The 20,887-nt window shown below is 57.4% G+C and carries 17 protein-coding genes; 8 read left to right on the top strand and 9 right to left on the bottom strand.

Going from position 1 to position 20,887, the window contains the following annotated elements:
- The first annotated feature begins 1 nt into the window (after position 1).
- Both gmhB and MJP36_RS02155 read left to right on the top strand, forming a co-directional pair.
- Positions 2-538 carry a D-glycero-beta-D-manno-heptose 1,7-bisphosphate 7-phosphatase gene (gmhB, locus tag MJP36_RS02150; protein ID WP_161548523.1) on the top strand — a complete coding sequence of 179 codons (537 nt, stop codon included), beginning with the start codon at positions 2-4 and terminating at the stop codon, positions 536-538.
- 82 nt (positions 539-620) lie between these two features.
- Positions 621-1,391 carry a lysophospholipid acyltransferase family protein gene (locus MJP36_RS02155; protein WP_060756556.1) on the top strand — a complete coding sequence of 257 codons (771 nt, stop codon included), beginning with the start codon at positions 621-623 and terminating at the stop codon, positions 1,389-1,391.
- 179 nt (positions 1,392-1,570) lie between these two features.
- On the opposite strand, the gene MJP36_RS02160 is transcribed toward MJP36_RS02155, so the two are convergent.
- Positions 1,571-3,850, bottom strand: coding sequence for a CHASE2 domain-containing protein (locus MJP36_RS02160; protein WP_244384766.1), 2,280 nt, complete (start codon positions 3,848-3,850; stop codon positions 1,571-1,573).
- A gap of 3 nt (positions 3,851-3,853) precedes the next feature.
- The gene (locus MJP36_RS02165; RefSeq protein WP_161548525.1) at positions 3,854-4,816 is read right to left on the bottom strand and encodes a FecR family protein; all 963 of its coding nucleotides are present in this window, start codon (positions 4,814-4,816) and stop codon (positions 3,854-3,856) included.
- 281 nt (positions 4,817-5,097) lie between these two features.
- On the opposite strand from MJP36_RS02165, the gene MJP36_RS02170 reads away from it, so the two are divergent.
- Positions 5,098-5,820, top strand: a complete 723-nt coding sequence (locus tag MJP36_RS02170) for a response regulator transcription factor (RefSeq protein ID WP_060756559.1) — start codon at positions 5,098-5,100, stop codon at positions 5,818-5,820.
- Between the two features lie 102 nt (positions 5,821-5,922).
- On the opposite strand, the gene gyrB is transcribed toward MJP36_RS02170, so the two are convergent.
- The 4 genes from gyrB to dnaA are packed head-to-tail and all read right to left on the bottom strand — an operon-like array spanning position 5,923 to position 12,122.
- Positions 5,923-8,340, bottom strand: coding sequence for a DNA topoisomerase (ATP-hydrolyzing) subunit B (gene gyrB, locus MJP36_RS02175; RefSeq protein WP_060756560.1), 2,418 nt, complete (start codon positions 8,338-8,340; stop codon positions 5,923-5,925).
- A gap of 4 nt (positions 8,341-8,344) precedes the next feature.
- Positions 8,345-9,448, bottom strand: a complete 1,104-nt coding sequence (gene recF, locus MJP36_RS02180) for a DNA replication/repair protein RecF (RefSeq protein WP_060756561.1) — start codon at positions 9,446-9,448, stop codon at positions 8,345-8,347.
- Between the two features lie 20 nt (positions 9,449-9,468).
- Positions 9,469-10,572: a DNA polymerase III subunit beta gene (gene dnaN / locus MJP36_RS02185; protein WP_060756562.1), complete on the bottom strand. Its 1,104-nt coding sequence runs from the start codon at positions 10,570-10,572 to the stop codon at positions 9,469-9,471.
- A 38-nt stretch (positions 10,573-10,610) separates the two neighbouring features.
- Positions 10,611-12,122: a chromosomal replication initiator protein DnaA gene (gene dnaA / locus MJP36_RS02190; RefSeq protein ID WP_060756563.1), complete on the bottom strand. Its 1,512-nt coding sequence runs from the start codon at positions 12,120-12,122 to the stop codon at positions 10,611-10,613.
- A gap of 586 nt (positions 12,123-12,708) precedes the next feature.
- Between dnaA and rpmH the strand changes: the two genes are divergently transcribed.
- The 5 genes from rpmH to mnmE all read left to right on the top strand — a co-directional run bounded on the left by rpmH (position 12,709) and on the right by mnmE (position 16,637).
- Positions 12,709-12,843, top strand: coding sequence for a 50S ribosomal protein L34 (rpmH, locus tag MJP36_RS02195; RefSeq protein ID WP_003213577.1), 135 nt, complete (start codon positions 12,709-12,711; stop codon positions 12,841-12,843).
- A gap of 13 nt (positions 12,844-12,856) precedes the next feature.
- Positions 12,857-13,264 carry a ribonuclease P protein component gene (gene rnpA, locus MJP36_RS02200; RefSeq protein WP_020302575.1) on the top strand — a complete coding sequence of 136 codons (408 nt, stop codon included), beginning with the start codon at positions 12,857-12,859 and terminating at the stop codon, positions 13,262-13,264.
- Complete coding sequence (yidD, locus tag MJP36_RS02205; RefSeq protein ID WP_003213574.1) at positions 13,257-13,502, top strand: membrane protein insertion efficiency factor YidD; 246 nt, start codon at positions 13,257-13,259, stop codon at positions 13,500-13,502. Before rnpA ends, yidD begins: the two co-directional genes overlap by 8 nt.
- Positions 13,503-13,504: 2 nt before the next feature.
- Positions 13,505-15,187: a membrane protein insertase YidC gene (gene yidC / locus MJP36_RS02210; RefSeq protein ID WP_060756565.1), complete on the top strand. Its 1,683-nt coding sequence runs from the start codon at positions 13,505-13,507 to the stop codon at positions 15,185-15,187.
- Between the two features lie 79 nt (positions 15,188-15,266).
- Complete coding sequence (gene mnmE, locus MJP36_RS02215; protein WP_060756566.1) at positions 15,267-16,637, top strand: tRNA uridine-5-carboxymethylaminomethyl(34) synthesis GTPase MnmE; 1,371 nt, start codon at positions 15,267-15,269, stop codon at positions 16,635-16,637.
- A gap of 17 nt (positions 16,638-16,654) precedes the next feature.
- Here mnmE and MJP36_RS02220 read toward each other — a convergent pair whose 3' ends face one another.
- From MJP36_RS02220 to MJP36_RS02230, 3 genes are all read right to left on the bottom strand, one after another.
- Positions 16,655-19,090: a TonB-dependent siderophore receptor gene (locus MJP36_RS02220; protein WP_244384768.1), complete on the bottom strand. Its 2,436-nt coding sequence runs from the start codon at positions 19,088-19,090 to the stop codon at positions 16,655-16,657.
- Between the two features lie 91 nt (positions 19,091-19,181).
- The gene (locus MJP36_RS02225; RefSeq protein ID WP_244384769.1) at positions 19,182-20,126 is read right to left on the bottom strand and encodes a FecR domain-containing protein; all 945 of its coding nucleotides are present in this window, start codon (positions 20,124-20,126) and stop codon (positions 19,182-19,184) included.
- The gene (locus MJP36_RS02230; protein WP_205344273.1) at positions 20,126-20,632 is read right to left on the bottom strand and encodes a sigma-70 family RNA polymerase sigma factor; all 507 of its coding nucleotides are present in this window, start codon (positions 20,630-20,632) and stop codon (positions 20,126-20,128) included. The genes MJP36_RS02225 and MJP36_RS02230 overlap by 1 nt, the downstream gene beginning before the upstream one ends.
- Between the last annotated feature and the right edge of the window lie 255 nt (positions 20,633-20,887).

Raw genomic sequence — 20,887 nt, forward strand, 5'->3', positions numbered from 1 at the left:
TATGTTGAAACTGCTGATTCTCGATCGGGACGGGGTGATCAACTACGACTCCGACGCTTACATCAAGTCGGTGGAGGAGTGGGTTCCACTGCCCGGCTCGATCGAGGCCATCGCGCAGTTGAGCAAAGCCGGCTGGACGGTGGCCATCGCCACCAACCAGTCCGGCATTGCCCGTGGCTACTACGACATCGCGACCCTGGACGCCATGCATGCGCGCTTGCGCACGTTGGTCGCCGAACAGGGGGGTGAGGTGGGGCTGGTGGTGTACTGCCCCCACGGGCCGGACGAGGGCTGCGATTGCCGCAAACCCAAGCCTGGCATGTTGAAAACCATTGCAGAACATTACAAGGTGCCCTTGGCTGGGCTATGGTTCGTCGGGGACAGCCTCGGTGACCTGGAGGCGGCCAAAGCCGTCGACTCTCAGCCAGTTTTGGTTAAGACCGGGAAAGGCGAAAAGACCCAGGCGAAAAACCTGCCGGTAGGCACTTTGATTTTTGACGATCTGGCGGCGGTTGCCGCAGAACTTATCAACAACTAGCCGCCCTCGACTTCCTGGCCAAGGACTGTTCGGGAGTGCGCTTTTAACAGGCGGGCCGTGTCCCGCAACGGTAAATGCCGCCATGTCGATCTTGCAGGCCATCAGAACCTTTTTCTTTTACCTGCTGCTGGGCACCAGTTCGTTTCTCTGGTGCACCCTGAGCTTTTTTATTGCGCCTTTTTTGCCGTTCAAGGCGCGTTATCGCTTTATCAACGTCTATTGGTGCCGCTGCGCGTTGTGGCTGACCCGGGTATTCCTCAACATCCGTTTCGAGGTCAAGGGCGCTGAAAACGTCCCGGACCAGCCCTGCGTGATTCTGTCGAACCACCAGAGCACGTGGGAGACGTTCTTCCTGTCGGCCTACTTCTCGCCATTGAGCCAGGTGCTCAAGCGTGAGTTACTGTACGTGCCGTTCTTCGGCTGGGCCATGGCCATGCTGCGGCCCATCGCCATTGACCGTGACAACCCCAAGGCGGCGCTCAAGCACGTGGCCAAAAAAGGCGACGAATTGCTCAAGGACGGCGTCTGGGTGTTGATCTTCCCAGAAGGCACTCGGGTGCCCTACGGCACCGTAGGCAAATTCTCACGAGGTGGTACCGCGCTGGCGGTCAACGCGAACCTGCCGGTTTTGCCAATCGCCCACAACGCCGGCAAGTTCTGGCCAAAGACGGGTTGGGCAAAACGCGAGGGCACCATCACCGTGGTGATTGGTGAGCCGATGTACGCCGAAGGTGAAGGACCGCGTGCCATTGCTGCGCTGAATGATCGCGCTGCCGCGTGGAACGAGGCACAACAGCGAGCCATGGGTTCGCTGCCTCCGGAGCCGGTTGTGGTCGAAACACCGGCGGTGTGAGCTTCTGTGGATAACCTGTGTACGGTTTGTTGGCGAATTGGTGATTTTCAAACCTAACGAACTGATTTTATTACATATTTCTTGATCTTATAAAATCTCGAAAAACGTGCATAAGTTTTTTCAGCCAAAAAAACCGGTCCTTGTGACCGGTTTTTTATGCACAACGTAAAAGTACGTTTTTATTCATCCAAGAGTGGCAGAGAAAGGATGAAGGTAGAGCCTTTTTCCAACTCGCTCTCACACCGGATACGACCACCATGACGCTCGATCACGGCTTTGACCATGGTCAGGCCCAACCCCAACCCTTCGCTGCCCTGGGCCGAATCAAAGCGCCGGTACTGGTTGAACAGCTCGGGTAAGTCTTCAGGCGCAATACCCGGCCCCTGATCGCTGATGCGGCACTCCAGAACACCTTGCCCACTGCTGTGGCTCAACCTGACGGTGGTGCCGGACGGCGAGTACTTGATGGCGTTCTCCAGCACATTAAACAGCGCTCGAGTGAGCAGTGATTGATCTGCCGACACCATGGCCTCATCGGCTTCATCCAGGTCGTGGACGAGGTGGATGCCCTTGAGCTGGGCGAGCAACGCCACCTGGTCAAAGGCGTCCATCACCAGCATGGCGAACAGCGTGGGCTGGAACTGATAGCCGTCGGCTTCGGCCTTGGCCAATTGCACAAAGGATTCCGTGAGGCTCAAAGCCCGCTTCACTTGTTGTTCGATTTGAGCAAACACCGGTGACTCGCTGTTGTGCACATCCAGCAGGGCCAATATTGCCGAATGCGGCGCACGCAGGTCGTGGGACAAAAAGCGCAACATCGTCTCGCGGTGTTGCTGGGCCTCGCGCTCCTTGCTCAGGTCGGTCAGGCTCAGCAGCCAGCCGAGGGCGATATCGCCTTCAGCCGGCAGCAAGGGTGCGAGTTCCATGCGCAAGCTGCGTTGGTGGATGTCACGGAATTCAACAAGCTCCAACGCCGAGAGGGCAGGGCGAACGCCGTTGTGCAGCGGTGGATAACCCAAATCAGCGAGCTGTTCGATCAGATTGGCGCTGACCAGATCGCTACCGAACACCTCACGGGCGATGCGATTGGCCAGCAGTATGGTGCCTTGTGGATCGGTAATCAGCGTTGCCACCGGCAGGCACTCCAGACCATCGGCCATGAAACGGCGCGTATCACGTGTGCGGCTGACCGCCTGTTCCAAGGCAAAGATCCGCGCCTGTAACATATCCCCTTTGCTTGCAGGGGCGCGACGACGTTCGGGGAGAACCTTGGGTTCGTGATCCAGGCGCGCCAGTTCCCAGCCGAAATAAGCGAGGATCACGCTCAGACGACGCCAGTTCCAGATCAGGTAGCTGAGCAGCAAACCGATCAAACACGCCGCCGGCGGCCACCAGTGCCCCATGCGCAGCAGCAGCCAAGCCCCCAGCAGAGCGCCAGCCATGCACCCCAGCGTCATCCACAAGGCGTACCGGGGCCGATACAGCAGCAGGCCCAGTAACACGGCCACCAGCGACGTCGCGATCAACGCGGCGAGCCAACCAGGCAGCTCGACAATGCTGCGCTCTTGCAGCAAGCCGTTGAGAACGTTGGCCTGGATCTCCACACCTGCCGTGGTGCCCGCAATCGACGACAGCGGGGTGACAAAACGATCGCCCATTCCAGAGGCGGTGGCCCCCACCAGGATCAGGCGATTGCGCAGCCGCTCAGGGGCGACTTCACCGCGTAACAGGCTGGCGTAGGAGACACTCGGAAAATGGGTATGGGCCGCGATGAACGGGATGCGTATAGCGTAGTCCCGATGCCACTGCGCGCTGGTTTGCGCCATCGGCTCGCCAGGCATCTCAGACGGTTGGCCGCTTAATGTGTAGGCCAGCCACGCCAATTGCGGTGTGGTAGCACCGGGCGGGCCTTCGCGCAGGTAGAGGCTACGAACCACGCCATCGCTATCCGCTTCAACGTTGATATGCCCAAGCCCCTTGGCGCATTTGAGCAGGGGCAAGAGTTGCGGGTCCGGCTCGCTATAGGTGGCGGCGCCTTCACGCAATAACGGCAATACCACGTTACCTGCGTTGCAAATCGCATCCGCCAGGCGTCGATCATTGGCGGGTACACCTGGCTCGCTGAAGATCACATCGAACAGGATCGCCGCCGGTTGTGCGTCACTCAGGCGGTCGATCAGGTCGGCGTGCAGGCTGCGCGGCCAGGGCCATCGGCCCAGCGCTTTGACGCTCTGATCATCAATCGTCACCAACAAGATGCGCGGGTCCACCGGCAGAGGGGCCAGGCGGCGAAGGCTGTCGTACAGCGGGTTGTTCAGCGCCAGCCCCGGGCTGAGGGACAGGTAGGCGGTGATCGGCAATAGCAGCAGACCTATCCACAACCATTCCCGAACCAGGCCGTGGAATAAACGCTGGGCATGGGTAGGCTGGCGTTTCTCGGCCTTGCGCCAGAGCATCATCGGTCAGCCACCGGATGCCTGCGCCTGGGTGGCGGGTGGGTAGTAGAAGATGTCATAAACCCCGGTTTCTCCCTCCAGGCCGTGCTCATCGTAGGCCGACAAACGCACGTGATAGAACGACGCTTTGAGCCCAGTGAAGCTCATTTTCGGCTCGCTGGAAAAGTTTTGCTGCTTGATGTTCAGGAAGGCGCTATCCGTGGCAACTTGCGCGCGATAACGCTGCGCCCCCGGTAATGGTCGCAGGTACAAATGCCACACCGGCGCGTCGCCTTTCTGGCCGTCCTGGCCAACCAACACCGGCGCCGGCAGAAGCTCCACCGGCTTGAGTTCACCCTGTCTGGTGAACAACAGTCCCTGACGCGCATCCACCTTCACTTCGCCGTCGACAGGACCGGTGACCCGCTTTGTTTTCACATCACGGTTGACCGCGACCTGACCGTTGAGCACCTCCAATACCGATTGCTCACCTTCATCGCGTACTCGAAAGTGCGTACCGCGTACCCCCAGCACTCCCACGGGAGTCACGATCTGGAACCGATCAGAGGCGCTGTCCCGCTTGATCACATAGGCTTCAGCCTGGCCTTGTTCAAGAACGACTTGGGGAATCGACAGCGGTTGCACCGAGCGCAAATGCACCTGCGAATGGGAAGGCAGCACCACTCTCGAACCGTCGCCGAACAACAGGCTGGTGAACGCCGATTCCGAGGTTCTGACGCCTTCTTGCTCATCGATGGTCATGCCTTCTTGCAGAGGGTGCGCCTTGCCCTGGCTGTCCAGCTTCCAGGCGTCCCCTGTCAAATGCAGGACAACCGCCGGCAGCGGCTGGGCACGACAGACAAAATGATCATCGATGTAGGCGGCACGAGGCGACGCACAAACAGGCAGGGCGACCATGGCCATGACCAGGAACGAGGGGAGTGTCCCGTACCCGCTGCGGGGAGAAAAACTCAGGGTGCTTATCGACATGGGGCTTCCATAGTGCGTCTCACAAAAACGCGCAGGTTTTACGCACGTTACACATGCGTCGGCTGATCCTTTTCCTCAGGAGCAGGAGCCGGTATCTTTCCCACATTGGTACTGAAAATTTTCAATGAGTTAACGGCTCTTTGCTATCAGCGTACCGATTGATCCACAGGGTGTTGCGTCTGGCCAAAATTATTCAGATTCAACACCAGGTATTTGCTCTGTACGAAATCGCTGTCGAACAGGCCATCGACGGCCGCTATTTTAGTTGAAAGGACCCACCCATGCGTGTCGCAATACTGGATGACGAGCCTGCCGAACTACGCCGGGTTGAACAGACACTGCGACAGATCCCCAGCACTGCGGAACAGCCGTGGTCCCTGCATTTCTTTGAGCGCGGTGAAGACCTTTTGCGCCAGTTACGCCGGGAAACCTTCGATCTGCTGATACTCGATTGGCAACTGCCTGATATCAGCGGCATCGCCCTGTTGCGCTGGACCCGAGAACACATGGAGGTCCCCCCTGCGGTCATCATGCTGACCAGCCGGGACGCAGAGAGCGACATCGTCACGGCACTCAACAGCGGGGCCGATGACTACGTCAGCAAACCCTTCCGCCCCAATGAGCTCAAAGCACGGGTCAGTGCGGTGCTACGCCGTCATGGTTTGCAAAAGCCCGCCACCAGCGAGCTGCAAAGTTTCAATGACCTGACCTTTGACGATGCCGAGTTGACCGTTACCCGTGCGGGTAAACCGATCAATCTGACCGAGAGGGAGTATCGATTGGCCAGTTGCTTGTTCGCCAACCTGGCGCGGCCGCTGTCTCGCGAGTACCTGTATGAACGGTTCTGGACCCATGAGGAAATGGTGTCCTCCCGCCCGCTGGATACGCATATCTATCGTTTGCGTAACAAGCTGGGGCTGACGGCGGATCGAGGCTGGCAGTTGCTGACAATCTATGGGTATGGGTATCGGTTGGAAAGTGTGGCGACGACCACGTCGGACTAAGACCGGCTATGTTCCACGTGGAGCATTTTAAAAATACATCCCCGCAGCAATAAAAAAGGCCAACGCATAGCGTTGGCCTTTTGCTTTAGCGCGTAGGCTTGATCAGAAGTCCAAGTTGGACACCGCCAAGGCATTGCTCTCGATGAAGTCACGGCGAGGCTCGACCGCATCACCCATGAGGGTGTTGAAGATCTGGTCTGCGCCAATGGCGTCTTCGATGGTCACGCGCAGCATGCGACGCTGGCTTGGGTCCATGGTGGTTTCCCACAGCTGATCCGGGTTCATCTCACCCAGACCTTTGTATCGCTGGATGGTATGACGCTTGGTGCTTTCAGCCATCAGCCAGTCGAGGGCTTCCTTGAATTCCTTGACGGGCTTCTTGCGTTCGCCACGCTGGATGTAAGCGCCTTCGTCCAACAGAGTGCTCAGTTGAGCGCCGAGGGTAACCACGGTCTTGTAGTCATTGCTGCCGAAGAAGTCGCGGTTGAAGGTGACGTAGTTGGATAGGCCGTGGGAGATCAGTTCGACCTCGGGCAACCACACGCCACGTTCACGATCTTCACGCAGGCTGGCTTTGTAGACCAGGCCGGATTTCTCGACGGTACGCAAGCGCACTTCGTATTGAGCCAACCATTCCTGCATGGCCGCGTGATCACCCAACTGCTCCAGGCTGACCGCCGGCAGGTAGATGAAGTGCTCGGTCAGTTCCTGAGGGTACAGGCGCGACAGACGCTTGAGGGTCTTCATCACCATGCGGAAGTCGTTAACCAGACGCTCCAGTGCCTCACCGGAGATACCCGGCGCCTCGTCGTTCAAGTGCAGGCTTGCATCTTCCAGGGCCGACTGCGTCATGTACTCTTCCATGGCGTCGTCGTCTTTGATGTATTGCTCTTGCTTGCCCTTTTTCACTTTGTACAACGGCGGCTGGGCGATGTAGATGTAGCCACGCTCGATCAGCTCCGGCAACTGACGGAAGAAGAAGGTCAGCAGCAGGGTACGGATGTGCGAACCGTCGACGTCAGCATCGGTCATGATGATGATGTTGTGGTAGCGCAGCTTGTCGATGTTGTACTCGTCACGACCGATGCCGCAGCCCAGTGCCGTGATCAAGGTGCCGACTTCCTGGGAGGAAATCATCTTGTCGAAACGGGCTTTCTCGACGTTGAGGATCTTGCCCTTCAGCGGCAGGATGGCCTGGGTACGACGGTTACGACCCTGCTTGGCGGAGCCGCCAGCAGAGTCACCTTCCACCAGGTACAGTTCGGAGAGGGCAGGGTCCTTCTCCTGGCAGTCCGCGAGCTTGCCTGGCAAGCCGGCAATATCCAGCGCGCCTTTGCGGCGGGTCATCTCACGGGCTTTACGTGCTGCTTCACGGGCACGTGCGGCGTCGATCATCTTGCCGACTACCAGCTTGGCTTCGTTCGGGTTTTCCAGCAGGAAGTCGGAGAAGTACTTGCCCATCTCCTGTTCCACTGCGGTCTTCACTTCGGAAGACACCAGCTTGTCTTTGGTCTGGGAGCTGAACTTGGGGTCCGGTACTTTTACCGAGATGATCGCGGTCAAGCCTTCACGCGCATCGTCACCGGTGGTGGCGACTTTGTGCTTCTTCGCCAGGCCCTCGGCTTCGATATAGGTGTTCAGGTTACGCGTCAGTGCGGAACGGAAACCCACCAGGTGAGTACCGCCATCGCGCTGTGGAATGTTGTTGGTGAAGCACAACAGGTTCTCGTTGAAGCTGTCGTTCCACTGCAGGGCGATTTCCACGCCGATGCCGTCTTCACGCTGGATATTGAAGTGGAACACCTGGTTGACCGCAGTCTTGTTGGTGTTCAGGTATTCAACGAACGCACGCAGGCCACCTTCGTACTTGAACAGTTCTTCCTTGCCGCTGCGCTCGTCCTTGAGGACGATACCCACACCGGAGTTAAGGAAGGACAGCTCACGAATACGCTTGGCGAGGATATCCCAGCTGAAGTGGATATTCTTGAACGTCTCGCTGGAAGCCTTGAAGTGAATCTGGGTACCGGTGGTTTCACTGTCACCCACGATCGCCATGGGTGCCTGAGGCACGCCATGCACGTAGGTTTGCTCCCAGATTTTGCCGCTGCGGCGAACGGTCAACACCAGCTCTTCCGAGAGGGCGTTTACTACCGAAACACCTACGCCGTGCAAGCCGCCAGACACTTTATAGGAGTTATCGTCGAACTTACCGCCAGCGTGGAGCACGGTCATGATGACCTCGGCCGCCGAAACGCCCTCTTCTTTATGCACATCAACCGGAATGCCGCGACCATTGTCGCGCACAGTGATGGATTCATCCGGGTGGATGATGATGCTGATGTCGTCGCAGTGACCGGCCAGCGCTTCGTCGATGGAGTTGTCGACCACCTCGAACACCATGTGGTGCAGACCGCTACCATCATCGGTGTCGCCGATGTACATACCGGGACGTTTGCGTACGGCATCCAAACCTTTCAGCACTTTGATGCTGGTCGAGTCGTACGTGTTTTCTTCGCTCATGCCTTCACTCCCGATGGTCGTGGGTCTGGGTGATACGGCCCTGTTCCACGTGGAACAAAGCGACTGGCGTTTCCGTCTGCCAGCCTTCCCTCAATAATTCATGGTCTACACAGGTGATGAACACCTGGCAGCGTAAGTCTTCCAACAAGCGGCATAGCGAACGGCGGTGCTGCTCATCGAGTTCAGACGGCAGGTCATCCACCAGATAAATACACTGACCGCGCCGGGCCTGGCTAACCAAGTGACCCTGGGCGATACGTAAAGCACACACCACCAACTTCTGCTGGCCGCGCGACAAGATATCCGCAGCGTTGTGTGCGCCCAATCTGAGACGCAAATCAGCACGTTGCGGGCCAGCCTGTGTATGGCCAATTTGCTGATCCCGTTGCAGGGACGTGGCGAGCACTGCACTCAGTTCACGCTCTTTGTCCCAGCCACGGTAGTAGCTCAGCGTCAGCCCTTCGAGATCCAACAGTTCTCTTAAGGTCTGCTCAAAGACTGGTTTCAAGGCTTTGATATAAGCACGGCGGTATTCATCTATTTCGTCGCTGGCCAGGCACAGTTCCCGGTCCCAGGCCGCTTGTGAAGCGGCGTCAAGTGTACCATGCCGCAGCCACGAGTTCCGCTGCCGCAGGGCCTTCTGCAGGCGCTGCCAAGTGGCCATGAATCGTGGTTCCACGTGGAACACACCCCAATCGAGGAATTGCCTGCGTATTTTGGGTGCGCCTTCCAGCAAGCGAAAGCTATCAGGGTTGATCAACTGCAACGGCAGAATTTCTGCAAGTTGCGCCGCACTACGAGCGTTTTGCCCATCAATGCGAATTTGAAACTCCCCACTGCGATCCCGAGATATCCCCAGACTGCTATGTCCACCTTCAGCCAGCTCAACCTGACCAAATACCGTGCACGCCAACTGTTCGTACTGGATGACGGGTAACAGCCGAGCACTGCGAAACGAACGGGCGAGCCCCAGCAAATGAATGGCTTCCAGCACGCTGGTTTTGCCACTGCCATTGGCGCCGTGGAGGATGTTGATGCGGGGGGAAGGGGAGAAGGTCACCGGGTGCAGATTGCGCACCGCGGTGACCGAGACGCGACTGAGGGACATCTAGCTTCTGCTGAGCATAATTACAGACGCATCGGCATGACAACGTAAGCCGAGTCGTCGTTATCGGATTCTTGCACCAGGGCGCTGCTGTTGGAGTCCGACAGAATCAGGCGAACCTGTTCGGTAGTCATTACACCCAATACGTCCAGCAGGTAGCTCACGTTGAAGCCGATCTCCAGCGAGCCGCCGTTGTAGTCGACGCCCACTTCTTCTTCCGCTTCTTCCTGCTCCGGGTTGTTGGCCTGGATCTTCAGCTGACCGTTAGCCAGTTGCAGACGGATACCACGGTACTTTTCGTTGGACAGGATCGCAGTACGGCTGAAGGCTTCACGCAACGCCTGACGATCGCCGAGTACCAGCTTGTCACCACCTTTGGGCAGTACGCGCTCGTAATCCGGGAATTTGCCGTCAACCAGCTTGGAAGTGAAGGTGAACTCGCCGGTGGTTGCGCGAATGTGGTGCTGACCCAGGACAATGCTGACGTTACCATCGGGCTCAGTCAGCAGGCGTGCCAGTTCAAGGATACCTTTACGCGGGACGATCACCTGGTGACGATCCGGCTGGCCGATGTCGGCCTTCATCGAGCACATTGCCAAGCGGTGCCCGTCCGTGGCGACAGCACGGATGATGCCTTCCGACACTTCCAACAACATGCCGTTGAGGTAGTAACGCACGTCCTGCTGCGCCATGGCGAAGCTGGTACGCTCGATCAACCGACGCAGCTTGCTCTGTTCCAGGCTGCACGTCAGCGAGCCAGGACCCTCTTCTACAGTCGGGAAATCATTGGCCGGCAAAGTAGACAGGGTGAAGCGGCTGCGGCCGGCCTTGACGACCAACTTGCCCTCATCCACCTTGATGTCGATCAGGGCGTCGTTCGGCAGGCTCTTGCAGATATCCATCAGCTTGCGCGCCGGCACCGTGATCTCGCCAGGCTCGGCGGGCTCTTCCAACTGCACACGACCGACCAGCTCGACTTCAAGGTCGGTACCGGTCAGGGACAATTGCTGGCCTTCGACTACCAGCAATACGTTGGAAAGCACCGGCAAGGTCTGTCGGCGCTCGACGACGCCCGCGACCAGTTGCAGGGGTTTCAACAGGGCTTCGCGTTGAATGGTGAAATGCATGGTCTAGTCCCTTGCCTTAATAAGCTGCGCTGGTGTCATCACGTTGTCAGTGTACGCAGCAGGTTCTTGTAGTCCTCGCGAATATCCGCGTCGGATTCCTTAAGTTCGTTGATTTTGCGGCACGCGTGCAAGACCGTGGTGTGGTCACGACCGCCAAATACATCACCGATTTCCGGCAGGCTGTGGTTGGTCAGCTCCTTGGAGAGGGCCATGGCAACCTGACGGGGACGAGCCACCGAGCGCGAGCGGCGCTTGGACAGCAGGTCGGAAATCTTGATCTTGTAGTACTCGGCAACAGTGCGCTGGATGTTATCCACACTCACCAGCTTGTCTTGCAGTGCCAACAAGTCTTTGAGGGATTCGCGAATCAGCTCGATGGTGATATCGCGCCCCATGAAATGCGAGTGTGCGATAACCCGCTTGAGCGCACCTTCCAGCTCACGCACGTTGGAGCGGATGCGCTGTGCAATGAAGAATGCAGCATCGTGCGGCAGTTCGACCTTGGCCTGGTCGGCCTTTTTCATCAGGATCGCTACCCGGGTTTCCAGCTCCGGCGGCTCGACCGCAACGGTCAGGCCCCAGCCGAAGCGGGACTTCAGGCGTTCTTCGAGGCCCTCGATTTCCTTCGGATAACGGTCACTGGTCAAGATGACCTGCTGGCCGCCTTCGAGCAGGGCATTGAAGGTATGGAAAAACTCTTCCTGAGAACGTTCTTTGCGCGCGAAGAATTGAATGTCATCGATCAGCAAGGCATCCACCGAACGGTAGAAACGCTTGAACTCGTTGATTGCATTGAGCTGCAGGGCCTTGACCATGTCAGCCACGAAACGCTCCGAATGCAGGTACACGACCTTGGCGTTCGGGTTCTTCTTTAATAGGTGGTTACCCACAGCGTGCATCAAGTGAGTCTTACCCAAACCAACGCCACCATAAAGGAAGAGTGGGTTGTAACCATGCTTGGGGTTATCGGCGACCTGCCAGGCCGCTGCACGAGCCAGTTGGTTGGATTTACCTTCGACGAAATTCTCAAAGGTAAAGGTACGGTTCAGGTAACTGGTGTGCTTGAGCGCACCTTCGACCTGCACGGTGCGCTGTTCGGCGCGGACCGGGGCCTGCTGCGAACTCGCACCGGCCATTGGGTCGAAGCTGTCGCGAGACGGCTCTTCATTTTCCGAAACATCTTTTTGCGCGGACGATTTGGCCGGCGCCGGCGTCGGGCTTGGCGTAGCAACAACCGGTGCAACCTGGGCCTGCGACGCGGCAGCGGCCAACGGTGCGTTCGGCGCCGCGCGCGGTGCCGAGCTGCGTTTGCTGCCTATTAATAAGGAAAGCGCAGGTGCAAGGCCGTTGCCATGTTCGTCGAGCAATTCGAGAACGCGGCTCAGGTACTTCTCATTGACCCAGTCGAGAACAAAACGATTCGGCGCGTAGACACGCAACTCGTCGCCTTCGGCTTCGACCTGTAGCGGACGGATCCAGGTGTTGAATTGCTGGGCAGGCAGCTCATCGCGCAATAGCTCCACGCACTGCTGCCAAAGTTCCACTGACACGGATATCCCCTAAGTTGAAAGCCGGTGAGGCAAAAACAGCCGCCATTGTAGCGGTCGGCCGCTCACTTATCCACATGTAGGTTGCCCACAGGGCACCCAAAATCAATGCGTTAACCGCAAAAAAGGCGACCAATGGTCTGTGCATAAGCTCTGTGGATAAACCTGCCTGAGCTCGTTGCAAAAGTGGGGGTGAAAGTCTGTGGGTAACTGGCCTGTGGATAACTAGCTGTTCCACCCACAGCTTATCCGATAGCGCAGCACAGGCAGAGCACCGTTTCTCCCCCGTGTTGTCATTCTCTGTACAGCCCGTGAAATAAGGCCTAAAGGTAGTTATCCACAGATGAAGGGCTGCCTAGCTTTTATAAGCTTTACAGAAAAGCTTTAAATAACTTCCTTCTCTATTTTTATATCTATGACACTCGACATGAAAGCGAGAAGGCAGAAAAGGGCGCTTTGCCTTTATAGAGATCTAATTAAAGGAAAAGCTGGTTGGAAATTGACCTAGAGGCTTGCTTTCTCTAGAATCGCCGGTCTCTTAAAACGGGGGCCATTCCGGCCCGTTGTGGACGAACCAGGTAACAACGCCATGAAACGTACTTTCCAACCCAGCACCATCAAACGCGCCCGTACCCACGGCTTCCGTGCCCGCATGGCCACCAAGAACGGTCGTGCCGTCCTGTCGCGTCGTCGCGCCAAAGGTCGCGCGCGTCTGGCAGTTTGATAATCCGGCACTGGTGGTGAGTCAGGACTTCAGTCGGGAAAAGCGTCTGCTAACTCCCCGGCATTTCAAGGCAGTCTTTGACTCCCCCACCGGCAAGGTTCCGGGGAAAAATCTCCTGCTCCTTGCGCGTAACAACGATCTGGATCACCCCCGTCTCGGGTTGGTGATCGGCAAGAAGAGCGTAAAGCTCTCCGTTGAGCGCAATCGCCTCAAGCGTCTGATGCGCGAATCGTTTCGCCTCCACCAGGACACTCTGGTTGGTTGGGATATTGTTATCGTCGCGCGTAAAGGCTTGGGGGACGTAGAAAACCCCGAATTGATTCAGCATTTCGGCAAGCTCTGGAAACGTTTGGCGCGTACCCACAAGCCAGCACCAGCAGTCAGCACCGAAACTGTAGGGGTAGACAGCCTTGATGCGTAAACTGGCCCTCGTTCCGATCCAGTTTTATCGCTATGCCATTAGTCCTCTGATGGCCAACCACTGTCGTTTCTACCCCAGTTGTTCCTGCTACGCGTTAGAGGCCATAGAAAATCATGGTCTTCTGCGCGGTGGCTGGCTGACCTTTCGTCGTTTAGGTCGCTGTCATCCGTGGAATCCCGGTGGTTATGACCCGGTTCCGCCTATCCCTACCTCCCGTTCTTCTTCGATGGCCGAGTAATCATGGATATTAAACGCACGATCCTGATCGTCGCCCTGGCAATCGTGTCCTACGTTATGGTTCTTAAGTGGAACCAGGACTATGGTCAAGCTGCCCTGCCGACTCAGAATGTTGCTACCAATCAGGCTGCGCCGGCTATTCCGGACACCCCGCTGGGTAACAATGCTTCCGCCAGTGCCGATGTACCCAGCGCGAATGCCGATACCAGCACCCCTGTAGAAACGCCGGTGGTCACCAATAAAGACCTCATCCACGTAAAAACGGATGTGCTCGACCTGGCTATCGATCCACAAGGCGGTGACATCGCGCAGTTGAAACTGCCGCTGTATCCACGTCGTCAAGACCACCCGGATGTTCCGTTCCAACTGTTCGATAACGGTGGCGAGCGTATTTATCTGGCACAAAGTGGCCTGACTGGCCCCAACGGCCCGGATGCACGTGCTACCGGTCGTCCGGTTTATTCGACCGAACAAAAGAATTATCAACTGGCTGATGGCCAGAACCAGTTGAACGTCGACCTGAAGTTCAGCCTCGACGGCGTCAATTACATCAAGCGTTTCAGCTTCACCCGCGGTTTGTACGACTTGAAGGTCACTTACCTGATCGACAACGAAAGCGACAAACCCTGGAACGGCAACCTGTTTGCCCAGCTCAAGCGTGACAACAGCGCCGATCCTTCTTCCAGCACCGCCACCGGCACCGCGACTTACCTGGGCGCCGCCCTGTGGACAAGTAGCGAGCCGTACAAAAAAGTGTCGATGAAAGATATCGACAAGGGCGCTCTGAAAGAAACCGTCCAAGGCGGTTGGGTTGCGTGGTTGCAACACTACTTCGTGACCGCATGGATCCCGAACAAGGGTGAAGCCAACCTGGTTCAAACCCGCAAAGACAGCCAAGGCAACTACATCATCGGTTTCACTGGCCCGTCGTTGACCGTCGCGCCAGGTGCCAAGGCTGAAACCAGCGCTACTCTGTATGCCGGCCCAAAAAGCCAGGCAGTGTTGAAAGAGTTGTCCCCAGGTCTGGAACTGACTGTGGATTACGGCTTCCTGTGGTTCATTGCCCAGCCGATCTTCTGGCTGCTGCAACATATCCACAGCATCGTCGGTAACTGGGGCTGGTCGATCATCTTCCTGACCATGCTGATCAAAGGGCTTTTCTTCCCTCTGTCGGCCGCCAGCTACAAGTCGATGGCGCGCATGCGTGCCGTGGCGCCGAAACTGGCCGCGTTGAAAGAACAGCATGGTGATGACCGGCAGAAAATGTCGCAGGCCATGATGGAGCTGTACAAGAAAGAGAAGATCAACCCGTTGGGTGGATGCTTGCCGATTCTGGTACAGATGCCGGTGTTCCTGTCGCTGTACTGGGTTCTCCTGGAAAGCGTGGAAATGCGCCAGGCTCCGTTCATGCTGTGGATAACTGACCTGTCGATCAAAGACCCGTTCTTTATCCTGCCGATCATCATGGGCGCGACCATGTTCATCCAGCAGCGTCTGAACCCGGCTCCACCGGACCCGATGCAGGCCAAGGTAATGAAAATGATGCCAATCATCTTCACCTTCTTCTTCCTGTGGTTCCCAGCTGGTCTGGTTCTGTACTGGGTAGTCAACAACGTGTTGTCGATCTCCCAACAGTGGTACATCACTCGTAAGATCGAAGCGGCTACCAAAAAAGCCGCGGCGTAACTTACTCTGTGGATAACCACTCAAGACGCCCCCTAGTGGGGCGTTTTGCTTTCCGTCACTTTTGTTCTGGAACCTGATGATGAGCGCTCCTCGTGAAACCATCGCTGCTGTCGCTACCGCTCAAGGTCGCGGTGGTGTCGGCATCGTTCGAATTTCCGGGCCGCTTGCGGGTGTGGCGGCGCGGGCAATCAGTGGTCGAGAGCTGAAGCCGCGTTTTGCTCATTACGGTCCGTTTCTGGATGCCGATGAAGCCGTGCTGGACGAAGGTTTGGCCCTGTATTTTCCGGGCCCCAATTCCTTCACAGGTGAAGACGTGCTGGAACTGCAGGGCCACGGTGGCCCGGTGGTCCTTGATATGTTGCTGCAGCGCTGCCTGCAACTGGGCTGCCGGTTGGCACGCCCAGGCGAGTTCAGTGAGCGGGCATTCCTCAACGACAAGCTTGACCTGGCCCAGGCTGAAGCAATTGCCGACCTGATCGAGGCCAGTTCTGCACAGGCCGCGCGCAATGCTCTGCGCTCGTTGCAGGGTGCCTTTTCCCTGCGTGTGCATAACTTGACCGAGCAACTGATCAGCTTGCGCATTTATGTCGAGGCGGCAATTGATTTTCCGGAGGAAGAAATCGACTTCCTCGCCGATGGCCATGTCTTGGCGATGCTGGATAAGGTTCGTGATGAATTATCCACAGTGCTGCGTGAAGCCGGGCAGGGGGCCTTGCTGCGCGATGGCATGACCGTTGTGATCGCTGGCCGCCCCAATGCCGGCAAATCCAGCTTGCTCAACGCCTTGGCAGGTAGAGAAGCGGCTATCGTCACGGAGATCGCCGGCACCACGCGGGATATCTTGCGCGAACATATCCACATCGATGGCATGCCCCTGCATGTGGTCGACACGGCGGGGTTGCGTGATACCGACGATCAGGTCGAAAAAATCGGCGTGGAACGGGCGCTCAAGGCTATCGGTGAAGCGGACCGGGTACTGCTGGTCGTCGATGCCACGGCACCGGAGGCTGTAGATCCTTTTGCGCTCTGGCCGGAATTCCTTGAGCAACGGCCCGACCCGAGCAAAGTCACCTTGATCCGCAACAAGGCCGACTTGACCGGCGAAGCGATTACCATGGAAACCAGCGAGGATGGCCACGTCACGCTCAGCCTGAGCGCCAAGTCGGCAGGGGATGGCCTGGAACTGCTGCGCGAGCACCTCAAGGCCTGCATGGGCTACGAACAGACCTCGGAAAGCAGCTTCAGTGCGCGCCGCAGGCACTTGGAGGCACTGCGCCATGCCAGCTCAGCGTTGGAACACGGCCGAGCTCAGCTGACTTTGGCGGGTGCGGGCGAGCTGCTGGCCGAGGACTTGCGCCAGGCGCAGCAGCTGTTGGGCGAAATCACCGGCGCGTTCAGCTCCGATGATTTACTCGGGCGAATCTTCTCCAGCTTCTGTATCGGCAAATAACCGAGTTATCCACACCGTCACCAGTTGTAGGACACCGTACCCAGCAAGGTACGGCTGTCGCCCCAGTAGCAACGCCCTGCATCGTTGCAACCAGACACATATTCCTTGTCGAACAGGTTCTTGGCATTCAGATCCACCGACCAGTTCTTATCGATCTGATAGCCAACGGACGCATCTACCAACGTCACACTTCCCGCGTCCAGTTTCCCGTACAGCGTAGGTGCTGTGTAGGAAAAAGTGCTGTCGAAATAACGCACGCCGCCGCCCAGGGACAGGCCCTTGAGTTGGCCATCGAGGAAGCGATATTTTCCCCACACTGACGCCTGGTTACGTGGGACGCCGGTCATCTGATGACCTTCAACCAGCGATGTTGCCGAATCCTTGGTGATCCGTGCGTCGGTATAAGTGTAAGCCGCCGTCACATTCAGATTGGGCGTGATATTGCTGTTGACCTCTACCTCCACGCCCTTGGCCCGGCTTTCACCCACCTGGCGGTAGCTATTGGTGGTGGCATCCAGGTAAGTGTCGTCCTGTTTGCGCAGGTCATACACCGACAGGGTCATCGCGGTATCCCAGCCGATCGGCTCGTACTTCACACCCGCTTCATATTGGCTGCTGGTGATCGGTTTCAGCGGGGAGCCCGCGTTGGAGATCTGCTGCACCGGTACGAACGCGGTGGAATAGCTGACATACGGCGTAAGACCGTTGTCGAACTGATACATCACGCCACCCTGATAGGTGAACTTACGGTCTTCGGAGCTGGTATTACTGGCCTTGTTCACCTTGTCGCGGAAATCGCTGTCGACCCAGTCCTGTCTGCCACCGAGCAGTAACAGCCAATGGTCGTACTTGCTTTGGAGCTGTGCATAAACCCCTTTCATCCGCTGTTCGAGCAAAGTGTTCTGCACTGCGATTGGGGTGAGCGGATCGCGCAGGTACACCGGGTTGTACACATTGATGGTGCCGGCAAACCCCGCGTCCCAGTCCTGATTGAAGGAGGTGCGGTCGTAGCTGGCACCGAACAGCACGGTATTTTCCAGCCCGCCCACCTGGAATTTGCCTTCGAGCTGGTTATCCAGGGAATAGACCATCGACTTGTTGTAGCGATCGTAGGCGGTCATGTTCAATTGTGTGCCGAAACCACCGTTATTCAAGGCACCAGGCCAGGTCTCATGGCGATTGATGCGTGACTGCATGTAGCGCGAATTCTGACGGAACTGCCAATCGTCATTGAAGCTGTGGCTGAATTCGTAACCGGTACTCCAGGCTTCGCGTTCAAAGGTGTTCCAGTCCGGATCGCCGAGCATGGTGTGCTTGGAGAGCTTGCCGTTGGGATTTTTCAGTAACGTGCCGGCGGCGGGCAGGCCGAGTTCCAGGTTGGTGTGGTCCTTCTGATAGTTAGCCAACAGCGTCAGGGTGTTGTAGTCATCGAAGTTCAGGGTCAGGGACGGCGCCAGGTAGAGGCGATCATCTGGCACGTGGTCGGTCTGGGTGTCGGATTTGCGGCCGAGCAACACAACGCGGCCGAGGATATTGTCGCTGCCATTGAGTGGCCCGGAGATATCCACACCCAATTGGCGCCGATTGTTGGAGCCATAGCCCAGTTGCACTTCGCCTTGCGGAGTGGCGGTCGGGTGTTTGCTGACCAGATTGACCAACCCACCGGGCGCGTTTTCGCCGTAGAGCAGTGAAGAAGGCCCGCGGAAAACTTCAACCCGCTCCAGGCCATACGGCTCGCTGGTAGTGTCGTACCGATTGCCCTGTACACGCAGGCCGTCTCGCAGCAAGCCGTAGCCATAATCTGTGGCGTTGAAACCGCGAATGAAGAACAGGTCACCGGCCAAGCTATCGCCGGCCGCAAAGGGCGGCGCGAAGATACCCGGGACGTAGCCCAGCACTTCAGTCAGCGTCTGTGACTTCTGGTCTTTGATGCGCTGGCCCGTGACCACCGAGACGGAACGCGGGGTTTCCGACAGGGGTGTACTGGTCTTGGTGCCGATACGGCTGTTTTGCGCCTTGTAACCCACGTCCCGGGCGATGTCCTGATTGAACCCATTCTGTTGATAAGTGCTCACCGTAGTCGGGGCGAGGGTGAGTTGGCCGGAGGGCGCCGCTTGCAGTACATAGCTTCCCGGACCCTGGGCTGCCGCTTGCAACTGAGAATTCTGCAGCAATAGCGCAAAACCCTGCTCCACCGAATAGTCGCCCTCAAGGCCTGACGTCGTAAGGCCCGCAGTTTGCTGAGGCGAGAAGGACAGAATCACATTCGCCCTCGCGGCAAACTGGCTCAGAGCAGTGTCCAGGGAGCCGGCAGCAATGGCGTAGTGTTGAACCGAACTGGCAGCCATGGCACCACTGGATAGCATGGTGGCTGCAGTGACGGTGGTGAGCAGCAGACCATAGGTCATGCCATGGCAGGAGAGTCGTTGGCGAAGCGTAGTAGGAAGGCGCATTAGCGGATAAGCCCTGAAGGTAGCGTCGTGATTATCCTTAGGGCCGTGCCAGGTCAAAAAAAGATAACCCTCTTGTGGATTATTTTTTTGATCAAGCGACGCGCTTTACCGAAACCCAATAGCGTGTGAAGTATTTCACCTGAATCGGCAAGGTCGCTTGCAGGTTGGACAGCACGGCATCGGTGGAGTCCAGTCGAAAAGTCCCGGAAACCCGCAGTCGTGCCGAGGCCTGATCGCACTGCAGAACGCCGGGTCGATAGCGCGCCAAATCTTCGAGCAGATCGCCAAGCCGGGTATCCAGTACGATGACTTGCCCATCGACCCAGGCAGCCTGGGTTCCCTTATAGGGCTGGTTGGCCTCCACGGCCTGTCGATTGAAGTCCGCGCTTTCCCCGGCTACGAGCAAGCGAGCCTGATCCGGTTTATCCCCGGGCGACAAACTCACGCGGTCTTCCAGGACTCCGACCCGGGTGGAGTCCGGCAACTGGCGTACCGTGAACCGGGTACCTAATGCCTGTACGCGTCCCTGGCGGGTTTCTACATAGAACGGTGTTTGCCCGCCTGACTTGCCAGTATGGATAAGTACTTCACCTTCGCGCAGGCGGATCAAACGCTGGCGCCCATCAAACACCACATCGATGGCTGTGCGGGTATTCAGGTCTATCCGAGTGCCATCGGCCAGTTCGACGCGGCGGTGTTCGCCCACCCGTGTGCGGTAATCGGCCCAGACATTCCCCATCGACGTGTGTTGCTGGACGTTCCAACCCAGATAACCCGTGCCGCCCAGTGCCAGCATCCACTTGAGCACCTGCCGCCTTTGGTGCGTTGTGGATAACGCACGCCGAGTAAAATCCTGCGGCAGGGTGCCAAGGCTGCGTTGCAACTGCTCCATCTGACTCCAGGCGAGCTGGTGGGAGGGATCGTGGTCAAGCCATTGCTGCCAGGCCTGGCGCTCGGCGGCGGTGGGCGGTTGGGATTGAAATTGCACATACCAGATAGCCGCGGCTTTGAAGGTCTTGCGATCGGGGGCGACCATTACAGGCCTGCCATGATCAGAGTGCATTCAGTCAGGGCACGGATCATGTGTTTTTTAACGGTGGTCAGCGACACCTGCAATTGATCGGCAATCTGTTGATAAGTCAGGCCTTCGATCTGTGAAAGCATGAAAATCCGTCGAGCCCGTTCACCCAGCCCCGACAGGGCTTTATCCACAGCCACCAACGTTTCAATGATGATTGCCCGATCCTCCTCGCTGATCGCGGTGGCTTCCTGGCGCTCGGCCATGGTCTGCCGATAGGCCTGTTCAACGGCATGCCGGCGATATCGATCAATCACCAAACCCCTGGCAATAGTCGCCAGATAATCCCTGGGTTCCAGGATTTGCGCGGCGTTCCGGCCGCCCAGAATACGCACGAACGTATCGTGTGCGACGTCGGCTGCATCGCAGGCGTTATGCAATCTAGCCTTGAGCCAACCCTGCAACCAGGAATGGTGCTGCTCATAGATGTGCTGGACTGAAACCGTGTGTGGAGGAAGGGGCATTAGGCACGACAACACAGGTTAATGATAATCGCTATTATTAACTGCGCCGTTGACTTCTCACAATAGCCCGCTATCTGAAGCGTTACTCCCTGCATCGAAGGATCCGGGGGAGCTCTGCCGTGCTCGAAACTTGAGCATATCGGTACTTTTCTGTGAGTTAAGCCCTGTGAATAACCGCCCTTGTGCCCGGTTGATAACAAGACCTGAAACCTGAGTAAAACCCCCTCTGTGGATAACAACGCATTTAATCCACAG

The sequence above is a fragment of the Pseudomonas palleroniana genome (assembly GCF_022836895.1).
Taxonomy (GTDB): Bacteria; Pseudomonadota; Gammaproteobacteria; order Pseudomonadales; family Pseudomonadaceae; genus Aquipseudomonas; species Aquipseudomonas palleroniana.